This is a genomic window from Blautia sp. HCP3S3_D9 (assembly GCF_052063845.1).
In the GTDB taxonomy this organism is placed as follows: Bacteria; Bacillota; Clostridia; order Lachnospirales; family Lachnospiraceae; genus Blautia_A.
In genome coordinates, this window is the sequence record NZ_JBQHWS010000067.1 from 1 (window position 1) to 19515 (window position 19515).

A 19515-nucleotide genomic window follows, 5' to 3' on the forward strand; every position below is an offset into this window, starting at 1 on the left:
GTATAGCTCTAAAGAGCAAACAGTAGTGGTGCCATGGATGCACCCTGAAAAAAGGCGGTATCCCGCCTTAATTCAGATGCTCTGGTAACTCAGTTACCGAGTAATTCACGTGTATAAAGAGGTGCTTTTTTATGAAAAGTTTACAAGTAAGTATTAATTGGTATGTGTTACGTCGGTATTTATAGTATCGGCGTCTGTTTTTGTTCTTAAAACTGTCGCCGGGACAGCGACCATATAAAGACATTTGCTGATTATACTCATATTGTAACAAAGAAAGAGAGTTACCGGAGTGATTCGGGGATTGGAGGCATATATGTACGGAGCAATTTTGGGAGATATTATAGGAAGTCCATTTGAGTTTGACAGAGGAGATAAAACAAAGGAATTTGATTTGTTTAGCAAAGGCTGTGGATTTACAGATGATTCTGTTATGACAATAGCAATAGGAGAAGCATTGTTGGAAGTTGGAACGGAAGCTACAGTAAAGGAAATCGAAGTGGCGGTAGCAGCTAACATGCAGGATTGGGGAAGACGGTATCCACATGCTGGTTACGGTGGAAGATTCAGGTGCTGGCTTAGTGAAAGAAATCCTAAGCCATACGGAAGTTATGGTAATGGTTCAGCCATGAGAGTATCAGCAGCAGGATGGCTTTATAATTCCATTGAAAAAACCAGAGAGGTGGCAAGAGCGACTGCGAATGTGACACATAATCATCCGGAAGGAATTAAGGGTGCGGAAGCAACAGCCAGTGCAATATACATGGCCAGAAACGGTTCTTCAAAAGAAGAAATTAAAGAGTATATTGAAAGAGAATTTCGTTATGATCTGGATAGAAGTTTAGATATAATCAGGCCGGGGTATCATATGGATGAGACATGTCAGAAAACTGTGCCAGAAGCAATTATTGCCTTTTTGGAATCCAGAGATTTTGAGGATGCCATACGAAATGCGGTATCGCTTGGCGGAGATACTGACACATTAGGAGCAATTACCGGAAGTATAGCAGAAGCATTTTATGGAATTCCAGCAGTGTTGATTGCAGAGTGTAGAAGTCGGATTGACGAGGGCTTGATGACAGAGGTTCTTGAGGAGTTTGACCGTGTTCTTGGCAGGAATGGAAATGCTGGTTCAGATGACAAAAAAGATGATTGAGTTTTTGATCAGCGGATACGAATATTATGAGAATGAAAGGAAGAGAGTAGATAGATAAAAGATACAAAATAGACAGAAGGTGGAAGTGTGGTATTTAAAACAACAGGAAATAAATCAAATCCAGTCATCTTGTTTTTCCATACAATGGGAGTAATTGGGGAAAGCCGTATGTCGGACGGGATATAGATAATCAGTTAAATCTCCACACAAAGCAATAAAGGATATGATTTAAAGGGGATGCCGGTTAATACCACATTTCGGCATCCCCAGTAGTGATTGAAAGGATCCCGGCAAGAAGTAAATCAGCATAAACTAATTATCCATTTACGCCTTTTAAAGACAATAAACGATACAGCAAGCCTGAATAATTCCTCCGTGGTAAGCAATGTATACACACCAACAATTCCCCACTTGAATACATATGCTGCAAGCAGACACAGTGGAATTCCGATACACCATGTGCCAATAATATCAATGATCATAATGATTTTGGTGTTACCGCCACTTCTTATAATGCCTCCGCCAAGTATCATATTTTCCACCTTGACCGGAGCGTACAAGGCAAATACAATAAGCAGTGTTTTTCCAAGATCTTTTACACTGTCATCAACACGATATAATCCGGTATATACTCCAGCCAAAAGAATGAGTAAAGCCGATACCGTTACCGCACCAAATAAGCCTGCATACATAATCTTCTTTGATTCTGTGTAAGCCTCGTCATATTCTTTCCTGCCAAGCCTCTTGCCGACTATCACACCGGCAGCCGCAGACAATCCACTAAGTGCTCCTACCATAAGCCCTTGTATCGGACCGGTAAGTGTATAGGCTGCAAGGCTTGATGTGCCAAGATGTCCATAAACAGCAGACTCCACATTTTGCCCGAGACTCCATAAAAATTCACTGATTAGAATCGGCATAATCATTATCAGATAATCCCTGATCGTGATTTTTTTAAAATGTAGAGACAATACCGGTTTATCTCCATCTTTTCTGATACATAAGACAAATCCGACAAGAATAAATATCAGGTTAAACAATTGAGAAATAAGTGTGGCAATGGCAGCACCCTTTATTCCCATACATGAAAATCCAAGTTTTCCAAATATCAGCAGATAGTTCAGTCCTGTGTTTACAATAACTGCTCCAAAACTTGCCAGAAATGGTATCGTTGCATACTCCTTACAGCGCAGCCATGAGGATAAAATATTGCTGACAGCCATTGGAATATAAGAAAACGCTATAATTCTAAAATAAACCGCACCAGTATTTATAATACTCATATCCTTCGTATATAATCCAAGAATCTGCGATGGAAAAACTCCTGCTGCAAGCAGGAACAATGCTGATATCATAATTCCGCAGATGAGGCTCACATCAAAACTACACCATGCCTCTTTTGTTTCCTGGGCACCAATAAACTGTGCAATTAATATCCCGGCAACCGTGCTTACCGCACCAATCACCACTGAAAAAATCAGTGAAAAATTACCGCATAATCCAACTGCCGATATATTTGTCTCCCCTAACTGTCCAATCATGATCTGGTCAACAATTGAAAATGATGCCTGCAGCATACTTTGCAATGTGACAGGAATTGCTATTTTACACAACGATTTCATAAACTTTGACATTATAATTTCCTCGTACTTTCCCTTTTTACTAAATCAACCGGTAACACGATTTCTGTCTTATATTCTGCTCCATCGCGCATTGCCTCCAGACATTCAATTGCCGCTTTCGCCCTTAAGTTTGCTTCCTGATGAATCGTTGTGAGGGAAGGATTGCTTTCCCTGCTTGCCATGTTATCATCAAAGCCGATGATCTGGATATCCTCTGGAATCCGAATGTTCTTTCCTTGTAAAAACCTCATAAATTCAAGTGCATAAAAATCGGACACTGCAAAAACAGCGGTAACATTATTTTTTAACAGCTGGATATATTTATCCTCATAAAAGCACATTCTTTCCTTTTCTGTTTTTGGTATCTCCCATCTATAGGTTTCTCCTGGTTCAAAGGCTTTGCGAAACCCTTCGATGCGTTCTTTATCCATGCAGATGAAATTATCTGCTATGCATAATGCTTTTTTATGTCCAAGTTCTTTTAAATATTTCCCGGCCTGATAGCCACCGTCATAATGATCGATGACCAGATTTACTACCTTTGAGCATTTTTCAAAATAGCCATCATACACTACAAACGAAATCCTCATCTGATTTCTGAGGCTTTCATAATCAGCTTCACAAAATCCAATCAGAATCAGTCCATCCATATTCCACATGGATGCAAATACCGGAATCTCTCTGATATCAGATGTCGTTTTTATCATCAGAAAATAACCTTTTTCATTAACCTCATGGGAAAGAGCATTCAGCGATGACATCACAAATCCATCTTCTAAAACCCGGCCCTCATACTTTTCATGGTCATTCACCACCACTCCGATGATTCTTGAATTATTTCTCGCAAGCAAAATACCAGCCATATTCGGGATATATCCCGACCTTTCAAGTTCCTGCTGGACGCGTTTTACCGTCTCATCTGAAATTTTTTCTGTTTTGCCGTGAATCACATTTGAGATAGTAGCAGTACTAAGACCTAACGCATCTGCAACATCTACGATTCTAATTCTGTTCTGTGTCATTTCCATTCCTTCTTCTGCGATATTATGATTATATGCTACATTATAAATGTGGAATTTACAAAGGTTAATCGCATAACCCATTACAAAATTTGTATTCGATTTTTGTGATATTTTACTATTACCTGGGTTAATCATTAATGACATTCTTATAAAATAGAAAAAATAGACGCTCTTGCAAGTAAACTTGCAGGGCATTTATTTTCACCATTTTGCATGGCTCGTAGCGGTCACAAATTCTTCACAAAATAATTAGCACTCACCTCTTGACAGTGCTAACAACGTGTGTTATATTACATGCAGAACAAAGAAAACAACATATTTCTCCTTCGGGAGAGATATTTCTCATATAAGAGGAGGGTTAGCCTATGAATATCAGTAAATTTACACAGAAATCCGTACAGGCTGTCCAGGATCTGGAGAAGGTTGCTTATCAGTTTGGCAACCAGGAGATTGAAGAGGAGCATCTTTTATATGCTCTGCTGGAACAGGAAGACAGCCTGATTCTTAAACTGATCGAGAAGATGGAGATAGATAAGGATTATTTCAGAAATTCTCTGAATCAGGCACTGGATGCCAGGGTTAAGGTATCTGGCGGTGAGCTTCGTTTCGGACAGTATCTGAACAAGGCTCTGGTCAGTGCAGAGGATGAAGCCAAGGCAATGGGTGATGAATATGTCTCTGTAGAGCATTTATTCCTTGCTTTGTTGAGATATCCAAGTCCAAGCATGAAGAAACTGTTTCAGGAATTTGGCATTACTAAGGAGCGTTTCCTGCAGGCACTTTCTACAGTACGAGGCAATCAGCGTGTAGTCAGTGACAATCCGGAAGCTACTTATGATACTTTGAATAAATATGGCGAGGATTTAGTCGAAAAGGCACGTAACCAGAAGCTGGATCCTGTGATCGGACGTGATGAGGAAATCCGTAATATCATCAGAATCCTTTCACGTAAGACCAAGAACAATCCGGTGCTTATCGGTGAGCCTGGTGTAGGTAAGACTGCAGCAATCGAGGGCCTTGCACAGCGAATCGTGGCAGAGGATGTGCCGGAAGGTCTGAAGGATAAGAAGATTTTTGCCCTGGACATGGGCGCTCTGGTAGCAGGTGCCAAATACAGAGGTGAGTTTGAGGAACGTCTGAAAGCAGTCCTTGAAGAAGTAAAGAAGAGTGAAGGAAACATCATTCTTTTCATTGATGAGTTACATCTGATCGTTGGTGCAGGTAAGACAGATGGAGCTATGGATGCCAGCAATATGCTGAAGCCTATGCTTGCCAGAGGTGAGCTTCACTGTATTGGTGCCACAACTCTGGATGAGTACCGTCAGTATATTGAGAAAGATGCAGCTCTGGAACGTCGTCTCCAGCCGGTTATGGTGGATGAGCCCACAGTGGAGGATACCATTTCCATCCTTCGTGGTCTGAAGGAGAGATATGAGGTCTTCCATGGTGTTAAGATCACAGACAGTGCGCTGGTTGCAGCAGCTACACTTTCCCACAGATATATCACAGACCGTTTTCTTCCTGATAAGGCCATTGACCTGGTGGATGAGGCCTGTGCCCTGATCAAGACAGAGCTGGATTCCATGCCTTCAGAGCTGGATGAACAGCGCCGTAAGATCATGCAACTGGAGATTGAGGAATCTGCACTGAAGAAAGAGACAGATAACCTGAGTAAGGAACGTCTGGAAACACTTCAGAAAGAGCTGGCAGAGCTTCGTGATACCTTTAATACACAGAAAGCACAGTGGGATAATGAGAAGCATTCTGTAGAGAAATTGCAGAAGCTTCGTGAGCAGATCGAGGATGTGAATAAGCAGATCCAGAAAGCAAAACAGAACTATGATCTGGAGAAGGCTGCACAGTTACAGTACGGTGAGCTTCCGAAATTACAGCAGCAGCTGGAAATCGAAGAGAAGAGTGTGAAGGAAAGTGACAGAAGTCTGGTACATGAGGCAGTTACTGATGATGAGATCGCAAGGATCATTTCCAGATGGACCGGTATTCCTGTGACAAGACTGACAGAAGGCGAGAGAGCGAAACTCCTTACTCTGGAAGATCAGCTCCACAAGAGAGTTGTAGGCCAGGATGAAGGTGTGAAGAGGGTTACAGATGCAATTCTTCGTTCCAAAGCCGGTATCAAGGATCCGACCAAACCAATCGGTTCCTTCCTGTTCCTTGGTCCTACAGGTGTAGGTAAGACAGAGCTTGCCAAGACTCTGGCAGAGAATCTGTTTGATGATGAACAGAATATGGTCAGAATTGATATGAGTGAATACATGGAGAAGTATTCTGTATCCAGACTGATCGGAGCGCCTCCGGGATATGTAGGATATGAGGAGGGCGGCCAGCTTACTGAGGCAGTCCGCCGTAAACCATACAGTGTCGTACTTTTCGATGAGATTGAGAAAGCACATCCGGATGTGTTTAACGTACTGTTGCAGGTACTGGATGATGGTCGTATCACAGATTCTCAGGGACGTACAGTTGACTTTAAGAATACAATTCTTATCATGACTTCCAACATCGGTTCTCCGTATCTGCTGGATGGTATTGATGAGAATGGGGAGATCAAACCTGAGGCTCAAAGCCAGGTTATGGATGATCTGAGAGGCCATTTCCGTCCGGAATTCCTGAACCGTCTGGATGAAATAATTATGTTTAAGCCCTTGACAAAATCCAATATTGGTAAGATAGTAGACTTGATGGTCGGCGAGCTTGACAAACGTCTTGCAGACCAGGAGCTTTCCCTGGAACTGACAGATGCAGCCAAGGATCAGGTTATAGAGAATGGCTATGACCCGGTATACGGTGCACGTCCGCTGAAACGTTATCTGCAGAAATATGTAGAGACTCTTGCGGCGAGAAAGATTTTGTCCGGAGATGTTCACGCAGGTGATACTCTGGTACTGGATGTTCAGAATGGGGAATTCATTGTTACGGTAAAGGACGGAAACTAAATGATACCCAAAGATCCAATGATTCTGCTGAGTTATGTGAATACTCAGCTCAGGGATTATTATGATTCCCTGGAAGCACTCTGCACATGCAGAGGATTGAAGAAAGACGAACTGGTGGCGAAGATGCATTCCATTGACTATGAGTATGATGAGGCAACCAATCAGTTCATATAGGAAATATGCGAAATGCTCTCTGACAGCGGGAATTGCTGTTGGGGAGCATTTTTCTGTATAAAATCAAGTACCTTCTGTAAGCACCGGAAAGACAAGTGTGTTTTGAAATCAGTACAATTTGCAAAAATATATAAGATAAGACCAAAAAGTATTAGCAAAAAAGATTAAATCGTTAAGAATAAAACAAAAGAAAGTATAAAATATGTGAAAAATATCTAAAAAAGTACAAAATAAAGCATAAATATTCATTATCCATACAATTGATTTTTGGATGCTGTATGTTATAATTGCATCTGTAAAAAAACAAGCGCATATTAAATAGGAAGAAACACGTATATGAAAAAAATCTCCTGAATGATAATCGCGCTGTACGAAAATACAATATGGAGGTGGCAGTTTTGAAAAAGTTGGTGACCGTACTGGGTGCTTTTTTGGCAGTTCTTCTGGCTTGTCCGTTGAGTGTACTTGCGGCAGAAGGCAGTAAAGCACCATCTACAGTACCTGTATGGCTTTGCATTCCCTTTGCAGGGCTTTTGTTATGTATTGCAGTGATGCCTCTGGTAAAAGCGGAGTGGTGGGAGTCTCATCAGCCACTGGTTGTTGCCTTATGGATCATTCTGATGGTCGTTCCATTTGCTTTCGTTTATGGAGCCGGAAAGACTGCAGAGACAGTTCTGGACTGTATTGTGAATGATTATCTTACATTCATCATTCTGTTATTCGGCCTGTTCTGCGTATCAGGTAATATTACCATGGAGGGTGATTTCGCAGGTTCCCCCCGTGTTAATGTGGGTCTGCTTGCGCTGGGAACTCTTCTGGCAAGCTGTATCGGTACCACCGGTGCCAGTATGCTGATGGTACGTCCGGTAATTAAAATGAATTCATGGAGAAAGAGAAAAGGACATATTATGATTTTCTTTATCTTCATGGTTTCCAATATGGGTGGATGTCTTACACCAATTGGAGATCCGCCACTGTTAATGGGATTTATGCGAGGTGTTCCTTTCTTCTGGAGTCTGCATCTGTTCCCTGTACTGATCTTTAATATGGTCATTCTTCTGTTTGTGTTTTATCAGATTGATAAACGTTCTTACAGAAGAGATATTGCAAATGGACGTAAACCGGATATCCGTAAACCGGGTACTCAGTTCCGTCTGGATGGACTGCACAATATCATTTTCCTTGTGATGATCGTTGGCGCGGTAATCTTAAGCGGTGTACTTCCGGGAATGTCCGCATTCCAGGATGCTGCAGGCAATGTAAGAGGTATTCATCTCTTTGGAGAAGTAACCCTGATATTCCCGGCACTGATTGAAATCGTGATCATTCTGCTTGCTGCCTTCCTTTCCTTTAAGACAACAGATAAGCAGATCCGTATCAGAAACCATTTTACATGGGGTGCGATCCAGGAGGTTGCAGTTTTATTCATCGGTATTTTTATCACCATGCAGCCTGCACTGATGCTTCTGAAAGCAGTAGGACCAAATCTGGGAGTTACTGAACCGGCAGAGATGTTCTGGGCAACAGGTGTGCTTTCCAGTTTCCTGGATAATACACCGACTTATCTGGTATTCCTCACAACAGCAGGAACACTGGCATTTACCAATGGAATCACAACTACACTGGGAACTGTACCCACCAAGATTCTGTCTGCCATTTCCTGTGGTGCGGTATTTATGGGTGCCAACACTTATATCGGAAATGCCCCTAACTTCATGGTAAAGGCAATCTCTGATGAGAATGGTGTGAAGATGCCGTCATTCTTCGGATATATGCTCTGGTCTATTGCCTTTCTGGTTCCGGTGTTTATTATTGATATGTTTGTATTCTTTTTATAAGGAGGGAGGATCATTATGCAGGACAATCAGGAAAAATGCAAAGAACTTGCAATACGCATTTATAACCTGGATGAAGAAGTTTATAAATGTGTGGGTTCCTCTCTGGGACGTACATTTACAGGACAGAAAGAAACAACCATCCGTCATCTGGCAGCACTGATGTATACCAAGCCGGACGGACATCTGCTCAGAAGTGAACTGGCGTTGATCAGTAACATGGCCCGTACTATCAGGGATAAGAGCGAGAGAAGACGTCTTATGATAGAGTATGACAGTATTCTGAAAGAGATCGAAAATCTTCCGGATACATTTGGACGGACAGATATTGTAGATAAGGAGCGTATCAGTCTGAATAATCTGATCGCAAGACGCCAGAACGAGATTTCAGAGAATGATCATCTGATCATCTGTATCAGCCGTACACAGGGAAGTGGCGGTAATGATATCGGATTTGAACTGGCAGATCAGCTTCAGATCAACTATTATGATGCAGAGATCTTTGATCAGGTTATGAAGCGTCTGCAGGCAGATAAAAATGCAGTAGGCGATGCCGGCAGTTTTGAAGGATTTGATAAATACAGAAAGAAAAAACATACAGATCTGAAAACCTGGTTCAGGGAATTCAACCGTTATCACGGACTTCCGAAGCAGGATGCGGTTTTCTTCAATATGAGTGATCTGATCTGTGAACTGGCAAAAAGTGAAGACTGCGTGATTATGGGACGCTGTGCAGATATGATTCTGAAGAATAATCACATTCCGCATATCAGCCTGTTTATCAGTGCTCCCTTCCAGGTTCGTGTGCAGCACGTTATGGATATCCGTAATATGAATCTGAAGCAGGCAGTACGTTTCCTGAAACAGATGGATAAGCAGCATAAGAAATATTATGAATTTTATACCGGTGAGAAATGGGGAAAACCGGAGAATTATGATTTGTGTATTAACAGCGCCAACTATGGACTGAAGGATACGATCGAGCTGATCCGAAGAATGCTGGAGCAGAAGGTTCACTGATCAGAAGGAGATTTATCTGTCTGATTTAATCGAGTCAAGTAAGTAGCGAAGCGGATTGCAAATATCCGCTTGACAAAATAAGCTCTGTGGATAAAAGAAAAATCCACAGAGCTTATTTTTTTTATTTCCAGTTGAATGTGAACATTCCATAAATATAGATAAAGGCAATTATAATCGGAAGTACAAACCGGAAGAGCGGTTTCATCCAGCTTTGTACCTTTAAGCCCTTACCGGTATTGCTCTCTTTGATAAAGTTATTCCATCCCCAGCCGAACTTATTACAACAGAAAAGCGCAAGGACGAGAGAGCCAAGGGGTAAAATATTGTTGGAAACAATGAAATCCCAGAAATCAAGCCAGGTAGTTCCTTCGGCAAATGGCTGGAAGTGGAAAACGCTGAAACCAAGAGCTGTGGTAAGTGCCAGAAGAAAGACACCTGTGCCGCAGACCACGCTGCCTTTTGGACGGGACCAGCCGGTAAGCTCACGGATCATTGCCAGGATATTCTCGCACACACCCAGGACGGTTGACATGGCTGCGAATACCATGAACAGGAAGAATAAGGAACCCCAGATGCGACCTCCGGACATGTTGTTAAAAACTGCTGCCATTGTATCAAACAGAAGGCTCGGACCTGCATTTACTTCCAGATCAAAGGTAAAGCACGCGGGGAAAATAATAACTCCTGCCAGAAATGCAACCTGTGTGTCCAGTGTGATCACATGAATGGCTTCCCCCATCAGGGAATGTTCTTTACCAATATAGCTGCCAAAGATAGCCATACCACCCATACCTGTAGACAAAGTAAAGAATGCCTGGTTCATTGCCCCTACGATCACCGAACCATCAATCTTTGAGAAATCCGGTTTCAGATAAAAGGTCATTCCCTCACCAGCGCCTTTCAGAAAAAGACTGTGCACAGCGAGAGCAAGCATCAGTACCAGCAGTGCGGACATCATATATTTTGTCACACGTTCCAATCCTCCCTGAAGATTGAAAGAAAGGATGAAAAATGCAATGACCACAGTGACCAGTAAGAAGAATACATTCACAGAGGGAGAGGAAATCATGGATGAAAATCCCAGCGAACCATTTTTACCTCTGAGAAACTGTACAAAATAATAAATGATCCAGCCGCAGACAACAGTGTAAAATGCCATCAGGGCAATGTTGCCGAGCAGACAGAACCAGCCGAAAATCCCCCATTTCTGTCCGGGTTTTTCCAGCTTACGGTACATGAAAAGGGGACTTGTCTGAGCCGCTCTTCCGATGGAAAATTCCAACACAAGAGCCGGGATTCCCAGGATGACCAGACACAGAAGATAGATCAGCATAAAGCTGCCGCCGCCATTTTGCCCGCACATCCACGGGAATTTCCATACATTTCCGCAGCCAATGGCGCAGCCGGCGGAAAGCATAATGAAGCCAAGCCGGCTTCCAAGCTGTTCACGTTTCATAAGATAACGCTCCCTTCAGAAGTTCATATAAGGGATATTATAAGATAAAAAACAATATTTGTAAAATTGATTGTTTTGTTGTATTTTATTGAAAATATCGTTTATAAAAAATAACGATTCAATGTTTCAATGGAAAAATACTGGAAAGTTATGGGAAGGAATGAACTATGGATACAAATGTGTTAAAAACTTTTATTGCAGTATGTGAATATTCCGGATTTTCGGCTGCTGCAAAAGAACTGGGATATACGCAGTCTACAGTTTCTTCACAGATTAAACAACTGGAAAAGGAACTTGATGTCAGGCTGTTTGACCGTTATTATCATAAAATCAATCTTACGGAAAAGGGAGTTTTAGTTTTGCAGCAGGCTCGAAATATTCTGAAGGCACAGGCGAAAATGCTTGATTCGCTGAATTCAGCTGAAAGCATTGAAGGTGAGATTCGGTTGTCTATGTCCAGTTCTGTCTGCAGCAGATATTTTAAAAATGATTTTCTGCGTTTTCATCATCAGTATCCGGAAATAAAAGTGGAGATAACAGAAAACGGTACAGAGCAGATGTTTGATAAATTGCGGAAGAACGAAACAGATCTGGTTTTTACTCTGGACAGGCATATTTATGATTCGGATTTTATTATTTGTGCGGAACAGGAAGAACAGGTACATTTTATTGCAGCGGCTGATAATCCTGTTGCAGGCTGTTCATGGAAATTAAGTGAAATTTCTCAGAATGAGTTTGTGTTAACAGAACAAGCCATGAGCTACAGAAAAATACTGAATGAAACCCTTGCGTCCCAATCACTGGAAATCCGTCCGGTTCTTGAAATCGGAAATCCGCTCCAGATATGTGAACTGGTAAAAAACAGCAGCCTGCTTTCCTTTCTTCCGGATTTTATTTCGGAGAAATATGTGAAAGACGGACAGATTAAAAGACTGGATGTTGCCGGCTACCCGGTAACTGCATGGACACAGTTGCTGCTCCACAAAAATAAATGGCGGTCTCCGGCAATTAATGTGTTTATAGAATTTTATAAAGAAGTCATGCAGAGATAGAGCTTGAAGAATACTGGAAATTTTATTCGACCTGAGATGAAAAATATTAGCCGGGCAAAATAAAATTGAATATTTACAAATTGGAAATATCAAAGATAAATCTAAAATAATTATAAACTGCACAAAAAATACTTGCATTTTTTGTCTAAAAGTATATTATATATGATTAGTCAGGCTAATTAAAGAACAATATCAGACCTGAAAGAGGACAGAGGCCGGAAAGGAGTGAAGCTATGTGGTGCCCGGAAGAGGAGAAGAATGAGAAAGAGAAACGAGAAGAGAAAAGCATGCCTGCGCTTTTTATGGAGATCAACCGCCAATATGGTATGAGATGTATGCAGCGTATACGGGAAATCGGTATCCAGCAAGGACAGATGCCGATTATTATGATCGTATACAGAAATAACGGCTGCAGCCAGAAGGAGATCGCAGAGTGGATGGGTGTAACACCGCCCACTGTAAATGTAAGTATCCAGCGTCTGGAGAAAGCAGACATTGTCTGCAGGAGACGTGATGATAAAGACCAACGCATTATGCGTGTATATCTGACAGAAAACGGAAAAAAAATCGTGGAGGAGCTCCTGCAGGAAAGCAAAGCTGTGGAGAAAGTGATGTTCAGCAATTTCAGCGAAGCGGAGCTATGTCTTTTACGAAGGTTTTTTGGGCAGATTCTGGATAATATTTCGGAGATACCTGTCAACAGGTAGAAACTGAAAAATACATGGTGGAACAGATTGAGAAAAATATTAAAAATAGGAAAAGAGGGAATCAAGCAATGATTAAACTGATGAAATATCTGAAGAAATCAGCGGGATACATTGTCCTGATCATAGCACTTCTGTTTCTGCAGGCGTACTGTGATCTTTCCCTGCCGGATTATACCTCCAAGATCATTAATGTAGGTATCCAGCAGAAAGGTATTGAAGACAGTGTGCCGGATAAGCTTCGGGATTCAACCTTGCAGAATCTTCAGATTTTTATGGATGAGGATCAGAAAAAGGAAGTTTCACAGAATTATACACAGGAAGATGATACCTGGGTATTAAACGATGATATTTCCAAAGAAACCAGAGAGAATTTAAATGAGGATTTCTCAAAGGCAATGATGATGGTAGCTGCCTTTTCCGAAGACAGTGAGCAGGGGCAGGCAATGGTTGCACAGATGGGCCTTCCGGAGGGAACAGACCCGTTGACAGCACTGGCACAGATGCCGGAAGAAGCAGTACAGCAGATTATGAGTCAGATGGATGAGAAGCTGAAAGATATGCCGGAGTCTATTGTGACACAGGCTGGTGTTTCCTTTGTTGCTTCAGAATATGAAGCATTGGGGAAAGATGTGGATGCCATTCAGATGCATTACATCCTGATGTCAGGTATCAGAATGCTTGCCATGGCACTGGTGATCATGCTGGCAGCAATCAGCGTCACATTTATTTCGGCCAGAGTGGCAGGCAGACTTGGTCATGACCTGAGAAACAGCATTTACCGCAAGGTTATGAGCTTCTCCAGCAGAGAATATCACAAATTCTCCACAGCATCCCTGATCACACGAAGCACCAATGATGTGCAGCAGGTACAGCAGGTTATGGCAATGATGTTCCGTATTGTTCTGTACGCGCCGATCCTTGGTATTGGTGGAGTGATCAAGGTATTAAACACAGATTCTTCCATGACATGGATCCTTGGTGTGGCAGTTGGTCTGATCCTGATTGTGATCTTTGTGCTGTTCCAGGTGGCAATGCCAAAATTCACTATCTTACAGACTCTGATCGACAGACTGAATCTGGTATCCCGTGAGATCCTGACAGGTATTCCTGTTATCCGTGCATTCAGCCGTGAGAAGCATGAGGAAGATCGTTTTGAGAAAGCAAATCTGGATCTGACAAAAACAAACCTGTTTGTCAACAGATGTATGACTTTTATGATGCCCATTATGATGCTGATCATGAATGGTGTATCTGTACTTATTATTTACAGTGGTGCCCATGCAGTAGACAACGGAACCATGCAGGTTGGTAATGTTATGGCATTTATCCAGTATGCAATGCAGATCATTATGTCCTTCCTGATGATCACTGCAATGTCCATTATGCTCCCGAGAGCAAATGTTGCAGCACTTCGTATTGATGAGGTTCTGAAAACAGAGGTTTCTATTCAGGATCCGGAAACTCCGGTACATCCGTCAGAAAATGTGAAAGGTGAGATTGAATTTGACCATGTATCCTTCGCTTACCCGGAAGCAGGTGAGAATGTACTGACAGACATTTCCTTTAAGGCAAAGAAAGGTCAGACAATCGCAGTGATCGGAAGTACTGGAAGTGGTAAGAGTACCCTGATCAATCTGATTCCCAGATACTATGATGTGACAAAGGGTTCTGTTAAAGTAGATGGTGTGGATGTCCGCGATATGACTCAGAAAGAACTTCGTGACAAACTGGGATATGTGCCTCAGAAGGGTGTACTTTTCTCGGGTACTATTGATTCCAATATCCGCTATGGTAAGCCGGAGATCACTGATGCACAGGTAAAGGAAGCAGCAGAGGTTGCACAGGCTACAGAATTTATTGATACCAAACCGGAGAAATATGAATCCCCTGTATCACAGGGAGGTACCAATGTTTCGGGCGGACAGAAACAGCGTCTGTCCATTGCCAGAGCCATTGCAAAGGATCCGGAAATCTTTATCTTTGATGACAGCTTCTCTGCCCTTGACTTTAAGACTGACAGTCAGTTAAGAAAGGCATTGAAGGAGTACACCAAGGACGCAACTACCGTAATCGTTGCCCAGAGGATCAGTACCATCCTTGGTGCAGATCAGATCATTGTACTGGACGACGGACATATGGCAGGTATTGGAACTCATAAGGAACTGATGGCAAATTGTGAGGTATATCAGCAGATTGCAAGATCTCAGTTATCAGAGGAGGAACTGGCATGAGCGAACAGAGAAGAAGAGGTCCTATGGGAGGACATGGACGTATGATGTCCGGCGAAAAGGCGAAAGACTTCAAGGGCTCCATGGATAAGCTTTTCCGTTATATGGGACGATATAAATTCCGCTTTATACTGATGTTTATTTTTGCAGTAGCGGGAACTGTGTTTAGTATTGTAGGGCCTAAGATTTTAGGTAAGGCGACCACAGAGCTGTTTAACGGCCTGGTTGCCAAGGTAAACGGAACCGGTGAAATTGACTTCGGAAAGATCGGGATGATCCTGTTATGGACACTTGGATTATATGTGTTAAGTGCATGCTTTTCCTTTGTACAGGGATTTGTAATGTCCGGGATCTCCAATGATGTTACCTATAATCTGAGAAAAGATATTTCAAAGAAAATCAACAGACTGCCTCTGAATTATTATGAGAGCAGAACAAACGGAGAGATCCTCTCCCGTATCACCAATGATGTGGACACTCTGCAGATGAGTCTGAACCAGAGTCTGACGCAGCTGATCACATCAGTGACAACTCTGATCGGTGTATTTATTATGATGCTTTCCATTAACGTGTGGATGACTTTGGCAGCACTTCTGATCCTGCCGGTTTCCATGTTCATCATCCAGACTGTCATGAAGCATTCCCAGAAATACTTCCAGGATCAGCAGAGCTATCTGGGTAAAGTAAACGGTCAGATCGAAGAGAACTTCGGCGGTCATAATGTAGTCCGGGTTTTTAACAAAGAGAATGATGTAGTAGAAGAATTTGAAAAAGACAATCAGAAGCTTTATGAATCTGCATGGAAATCTCAGTTCTTCTCAGGAATGATGATGCCCATCATGCAGTTTGTAGGTAACCTTGGATATGTAATGGTAGCTCTCTTAGGCGGCGTGTTTGTAATCAAAAAAAGTATTGAAGTCGGTGATATCCAGTCCTTCTTCCAGTACATCCGTAACTTTACACAGCCAATCCAGCAGATCGCACAGGTCACCAACCTGTTACAGTCCTCTGCTGCAGCTTCCGAACGAGTATTTGAATTCCTGGAGGAGCCGGAAGAGAGTCAGAATGAGAAGAACCCTGTAGATGTTAATACACTTACAGGAGATGTACAGTTTGAACATGTAAAATTCGGTTACAATCCGGATAAGATCATTATCAATGACTTCTCAGCAGATGTGAAGGATGGCCAGAAGATTGCCATTGTAGGTCCCACAGGTGCAGGAAAGACAACTATGGTGAAACTGCTTATGAGATTCTATGATCTCAATGGCGGAAGTATTAAGGTAGACGGTTACGACATCAAAGACTTTAACAGAAGCAGTCTGAGAGAGATGTTTGGAATGGTGCTCCAGGATACCTGGCTGTTCTCAGGAACCATTATGGAAAATATCCGTTACGGACGTCTGGATGCTACAGATGAAGAGGTGGTCGCAGCAGCAAAGGCAGCTCATGTGCACAACTTTATCATGCAGCAGCCGGGCGGCTATGACATGGTTCTGGATGAAGAAACCAGCAATATTTCTCAGGGACAGAAACAGCTTCTCACTATTGCCAGGGCAATCCTTGCCAATAATAAGATCCTGATCCTGGATGAGGCAACCTCATCTGTAGATACCAGAACCGAAGTGCGTATCCAGAAAGCCATGGACAATCTGATGAAGGGCAGAACCAGCTTTGTGATCGCACACAGACTTTCTACCATCAAGGATGCAGACCTGATCCTGGTTATGAAAGACGGTGACATTATCGAGCAGGGTAATCATGAAGAGCTTCTGGCTAAGAAAGGCTTCTATGCAGACCTGTATAACAGCCAGTTTGAGAATAAGGCAACTGCCTAAAATATAAAGTTACAATCCCTCAGGGGTATTTGTGAAAGAGAATATATCCGGCTCCAGGCTAATGCAGATATTTTCTCCGCCAGGAAGATATAGGATCACACAGATACCGGCTGAGGGATTTTTGCCGGATTTTTGTCTTTTCTGTAAGAGGGTAATATGTTATAATTAAAAACCAATCTACGGAAATTGATATATTTTATCATCATAATAATAAGAGAAAATGATAACAATAATAAGGAGTATTGTAACTGTGAAATTGCTGAACAGTTGCAAATATCAGAGGATATCAACAATATGACAGATAAGAAAAACGGCAGAGAATATCTGGGCTATGTGCTGGAAAAATTAAAAGAACGTATCACAGAAATCAGCCTTTCTCTGGTGGAAGGCCAGAAAGAGATTGAGGGAATGCATGAGTATTACTGGGAAAATTATACAGAGATGGACCAGTATGGTTATGAGAATTATGATAATCAGCAGGCATTGTTCCGCCAGATTTCAGCAAATGAAGAGCAGCTGATCCTGAAGCAGAGATTTCGAAGAATGGCAGATTCTCCATTCTTCGGAAGAGTTGATTTCATTTACGAAGGAGAGGACGAACCGGAGATCTTTTATATTGGAATTGGAAATTTCGCAGAGAAAGCAGGGCATATTCCATTAGTATATGACTGGCGTGCTCCGGTGAGCGGTCTGTTTTATGACTATGACAAAGGACCGGCTTCTTATGAGGCTCCCATGGGCGAGATTCATGGTGAGGTTGCTTCCAAATGGCAGTATAAGATCCGTAACGGAAAAATGATCTACGAATTTGAGAGTGATGTGAAGATCGATGATGAGATCCTGAAAGCAGAGTTGGGAAGTAACGGTGAGGTACAGCTTAAGAACATTATCCGTACCATTCAGAAAGAGCAGAATGCCATCATCCGAAATACCAAAGATAAAATCATGGTGATCCAGGGTGCGGCAGGAAGCGGGAAAACTTCCGTTGCACTTCACAGGATCGCCTATCTTCTCTACCATGACAGACAGAACCTGAAGTCTTCCAATATTCTGATCCTATCGCCAAATGGAGTGTTTTCCGACTATATTTCTCATATCCTTCCTGAACTGGGAGAAGAGAATATTAAGGAAATGAGCTTTGATCTTTTTGCTTATAAGCAGCTTCGGGATACGGTTTCTGACTGCGAAGACCGCTATGATGAGATTGAACGCAGAATCCGTTTTCCGCAGAAAACTTCTCTGTCAGGGGAAAAGCAGTCCATGGAATTTATAAATCTTATGGAACGTTATCTGGTGGAACTGGAAGACCGGCTGATGAATTTCAGGGATGTGGAATACAATGGATTTGTGAAGACGGAGTCTGAGATCATTGAACTGTTTTATTTCAAATTCCAGGATTTTCCACTCCTTTCCAGAATGGAAGCAGTGGCAGATTACTTTATCGATGAAGTGGAGACTTTGCGAGACCGTGATCTGGCAGATGATGAGAAAGACCTGATCCGTGAGAAATTCATGAAGCTGTATGTGACCAGAGATCTTTATATGATCTATAGTCAGTTCCTGAAAGAGAACGGATACAAAGGACTTCCGCGTGTTTCTTATGAGAAAAGAAAGTTGAAATATGAGGATGTTTATCCTGTCCTTTACCTGAAATATCGTTTGCAGAGCCAGCAGGGAAGAAGCAATATCAAGCATCTGGTGGTAGATGAGATGCAGGATTACTCAAGGCTTCAGTATGAAATTCTCCAGAGAATTTTCTCCTGCCGCATGACCATCCTGGGTGACAGGGCTCAGACTATGGATGATAAACAGCAGGATGTACTGAAATTTTTGCCGAAGATTTTCGGGAGGGATATCCACAAGATCATTATGAATAAGAGTTACCGTAACACCATAGAGATTGCGTCTTATGCAAATCAGCTTGCGGGTATTGAAGATATGGAACTCTTCGAACGTCATGGTGCTCCGGTGGAGGAGAAAATATTTGCAGATATGAGCCATGTTGCGGAAGAGATTGTAGAAACCCTGAAACTCGATGAAGAAGAATATGAAACAGCAGCGGTTGTCCTGCGTACAGAGAAAGAAGCAGAATATATGTGGCTTCTCCTGAAGGAAATTCTGGGAGAAAAAGGATTTGATATAAAAGAACGTCTGTCTTATCTGGACAGAAACAGCACAAGCTTTAAGAAAGGTCTTACAGTTACGACATTCTATCTGGCAAAAGGTCTGGAATTTGATCAGGTATTTGCAGTATTTCCGCAGAAAGACCAGACACCGCTTGTGCGTCAGGCGAGATATATCGCTGCAACAAGAGCCCTTCATGAACTGCATATGTATGAAGTGGAAAAATAAAAAGTAATCGTTACTGTTCACTCCGTTCACAGTAACGTAGCCAAAATTCATTCCAGATTGCCTGCGGCAATGGAATTTTGGCTTGTATGTCTCGGGATT

The 19515-nt window shown here is 42.2% G+C and carries 13 protein-coding genes; 10 read left to right on the plus strand and 3 right to left on the minus strand.

The window, feature by feature from the left end; translation table 11 throughout:
* The first annotated feature begins 313 nt into the window (after nt 1-313).
* Entirely contained in the window at nt 314-1153 is an 840-nt protein-coding gene (locus ACTNES_RS12735) for an ADP-ribosylglycohydrolase family protein (protein ID WP_441039522.1), read from the plus strand.
* A gap of 302 nt (nt 1154-1455) precedes the next feature.
* Here ACTNES_RS12735 and ACTNES_RS12740 read toward each other — a convergent pair whose 3' ends face one another.
* Both ACTNES_RS12740 and ACTNES_RS12745 read right to left on the minus strand, forming a co-directional pair.
* Nucleotides 1456-2787: an MATE family efflux transporter gene (locus ACTNES_RS12740; protein ID WP_441039524.1), complete on the minus strand. Its 1332-nt coding sequence runs from the start codon at nt 2785-2787 to the stop codon at nt 1456-1458.
* Complete coding sequence (locus tag ACTNES_RS12745) at nt 2787-3797, minus strand: LacI family DNA-binding transcriptional regulator (RefSeq protein WP_441039526.1); 1011 nt, start codon at nt 3795-3797, stop codon at nt 2787-2789. Before ACTNES_RS12745 ends, ACTNES_RS12740 begins: the two co-directional genes overlap by 1 nt.
* 365 nt (nt 3798-4162) lie before the next feature.
* Here ACTNES_RS12745 and clpB point away from each other — a divergent pair, with 365 nt between their 5' ends.
* From clpB to ACTNES_RS12765, 4 genes are all read left to right on the plus strand, one after another.
* Nucleotides 4163-6754, plus strand: a complete 2592-nt coding sequence (clpB, locus tag ACTNES_RS12750; protein ID WP_441039528.1) for an ATP-dependent chaperone ClpB — start codon at nt 4163-4165, stop codon at nt 6752-6754.
* Entirely contained in the window at nt 6755-6928 is a 174-nt protein-coding gene (locus ACTNES_RS12755; RefSeq protein WP_008706656.1) for a DUF4250 domain-containing protein, read from the plus strand. It abuts the gene before it with no gap.
* A 398-nt stretch (nt 6929-7326) separates the two neighbouring features.
* A complete protein-coding gene (locus tag ACTNES_RS12760) occupies nt 7327-8766 on the plus strand; it encodes a sodium:proton antiporter (RefSeq protein ID WP_441039530.1) in 1440 nt (479 codons plus the stop codon).
* Nucleotides 8767-8781: 15 nt separating this feature from the next.
* A complete protein-coding gene (locus ACTNES_RS12765) occupies nt 8782-9783 on the plus strand; it encodes an AAA family ATPase (protein ID WP_291809083.1) in 1002 nt (333 codons plus the stop codon).
* Between the two features lie 121 nt (nt 9784-9904).
* Here ACTNES_RS12765 and ACTNES_RS12770 read toward each other — a convergent pair whose 3' ends face one another.
* Nucleotides 9905-11239: a sodium-dependent transporter gene (locus ACTNES_RS12770; protein WP_441039532.1), complete on the minus strand. Its 1335-nt coding sequence runs from the start codon at nt 11237-11239 to the stop codon at nt 9905-9907.
* Between the two features lie 167 nt (nt 11240-11406).
* On the opposite strand from ACTNES_RS12770, the gene ACTNES_RS12775 reads away from it, so the two are divergent.
* The 5 genes from ACTNES_RS12775 (at nt 11407) to ACTNES_RS12795 (ending at nt 19416) form a co-directional block, all read left to right on the plus strand.
* Entirely contained in the window at nt 11407-12291 is an 885-nt protein-coding gene (locus ACTNES_RS12775) for a LysR family transcriptional regulator (protein ID WP_441039534.1), read from the plus strand.
* A 233-nt stretch (nt 12292-12524) separates the two neighbouring features.
* On the plus strand, nt 12525-12998 hold the full coding sequence (locus ACTNES_RS12780) for a MarR family winged helix-turn-helix transcriptional regulator (RefSeq protein WP_291809093.1): 474 nt from the start codon (nt 12525-12527) through the stop codon (nt 12996-12998).
* Nucleotides 12999-13066: 68 nt separating this feature from the next.
* On the plus strand, nt 13067-15229 hold the full coding sequence (locus ACTNES_RS12785; RefSeq protein ID WP_291809096.1) for an ABC transporter ATP-binding protein: 2163 nt from the start codon (nt 13067-13069) through the stop codon (nt 15227-15229).
* On the plus strand, nt 15226-17064 hold the full coding sequence (locus ACTNES_RS12790) for an ABC transporter ATP-binding protein (protein WP_441039536.1): 1839 nt from the start codon (nt 15226-15228) through the stop codon (nt 17062-17064). The genes ACTNES_RS12785 and ACTNES_RS12790 overlap by 4 nt, the downstream gene beginning before the upstream one ends.
* 294 nt (nt 17065-17358) lie before the next feature.
* Nucleotides 17359-19416, plus strand: a complete 2058-nt coding sequence (locus ACTNES_RS12795) for a HelD family protein (RefSeq protein WP_441039538.1) — start codon at nt 17359-17361, stop codon at nt 19414-19416.
* The last annotated feature ends 99 nt before the right edge of the window (nt 19417-19515 follow it).

What these genes read in the sequence shown, in the direction of transcription:
- ACTNES_RS12735 (WP_441039522.1), top strand. Translation starts at nt 314, where the DNA reads ATGTACGGAGCAATTTTGGGAGATATTATAGGAAGTCCATTTGAGTTT.
- ACTNES_RS12740 (WP_441039524.1), bottom strand. Translation starts at nt 2,787, where the DNA reads ATGTCAAAGTTTATGAAATCGTTGTGTAAAATAGCAATTCCTGTCACA.
- ACTNES_RS12745 (WP_441039526.1), bottom strand. Translation starts at nt 3,797, where the DNA reads ATGACACAGAACAGAATTAGAATCGTAGATGTTGCAGATGCGTTAGGT.
- clpB (WP_441039528.1), top strand. Translation starts at nt 4,163, where the DNA reads ATGAATATCAGTAAATTTACACAGAAATCCGTACAGGCTGTCCAGGAT.
- ACTNES_RS12755 (WP_008706656.1), top strand. Translation starts at nt 6,755, where the DNA reads ATGATACCCAAAGATCCAATGATTCTGCTGAGTTATGTGAATACTCAG.
- ACTNES_RS12765 (WP_291809083.1), top strand. Translation starts at nt 8,782, where the DNA reads ATGCAGGACAATCAGGAAAAATGCAAAGAACTTGCAATACGCATTTAT.
- ACTNES_RS12770 (WP_441039532.1), bottom strand. Translation starts at nt 11,239, where the DNA reads ATGAAACGTGAACAGCTTGGAAGCCGGCTTGGCTTCATTATGCTTTCC.
- ACTNES_RS12775 (WP_441039534.1), top strand. Translation starts at nt 11,407, where the DNA reads ATGGATACAAATGTGTTAAAAACTTTTATTGCAGTATGTGAATATTCC.
- ACTNES_RS12780 (WP_291809093.1), top strand. Translation starts at nt 12,525, where the DNA reads ATGTGGTGCCCGGAAGAGGAGAAGAATGAGAAAGAGAAACGAGAAGAG.
- ACTNES_RS12785 (WP_291809096.1), top strand. Translation starts at nt 13,067, where the DNA reads ATGATTAAACTGATGAAATATCTGAAGAAATCAGCGGGATACATTGTC.
- ACTNES_RS12790 (WP_441039536.1), top strand. Translation starts at nt 15,226, where the DNA reads ATGAGCGAACAGAGAAGAAGAGGTCCTATGGGAGGACATGGACGTATG.
- ACTNES_RS12795 (WP_441039538.1), top strand. Translation starts at nt 17,359, where the DNA reads ATGACAGATAAGAAAAACGGCAGAGAATATCTGGGCTATGTGCTGGAA.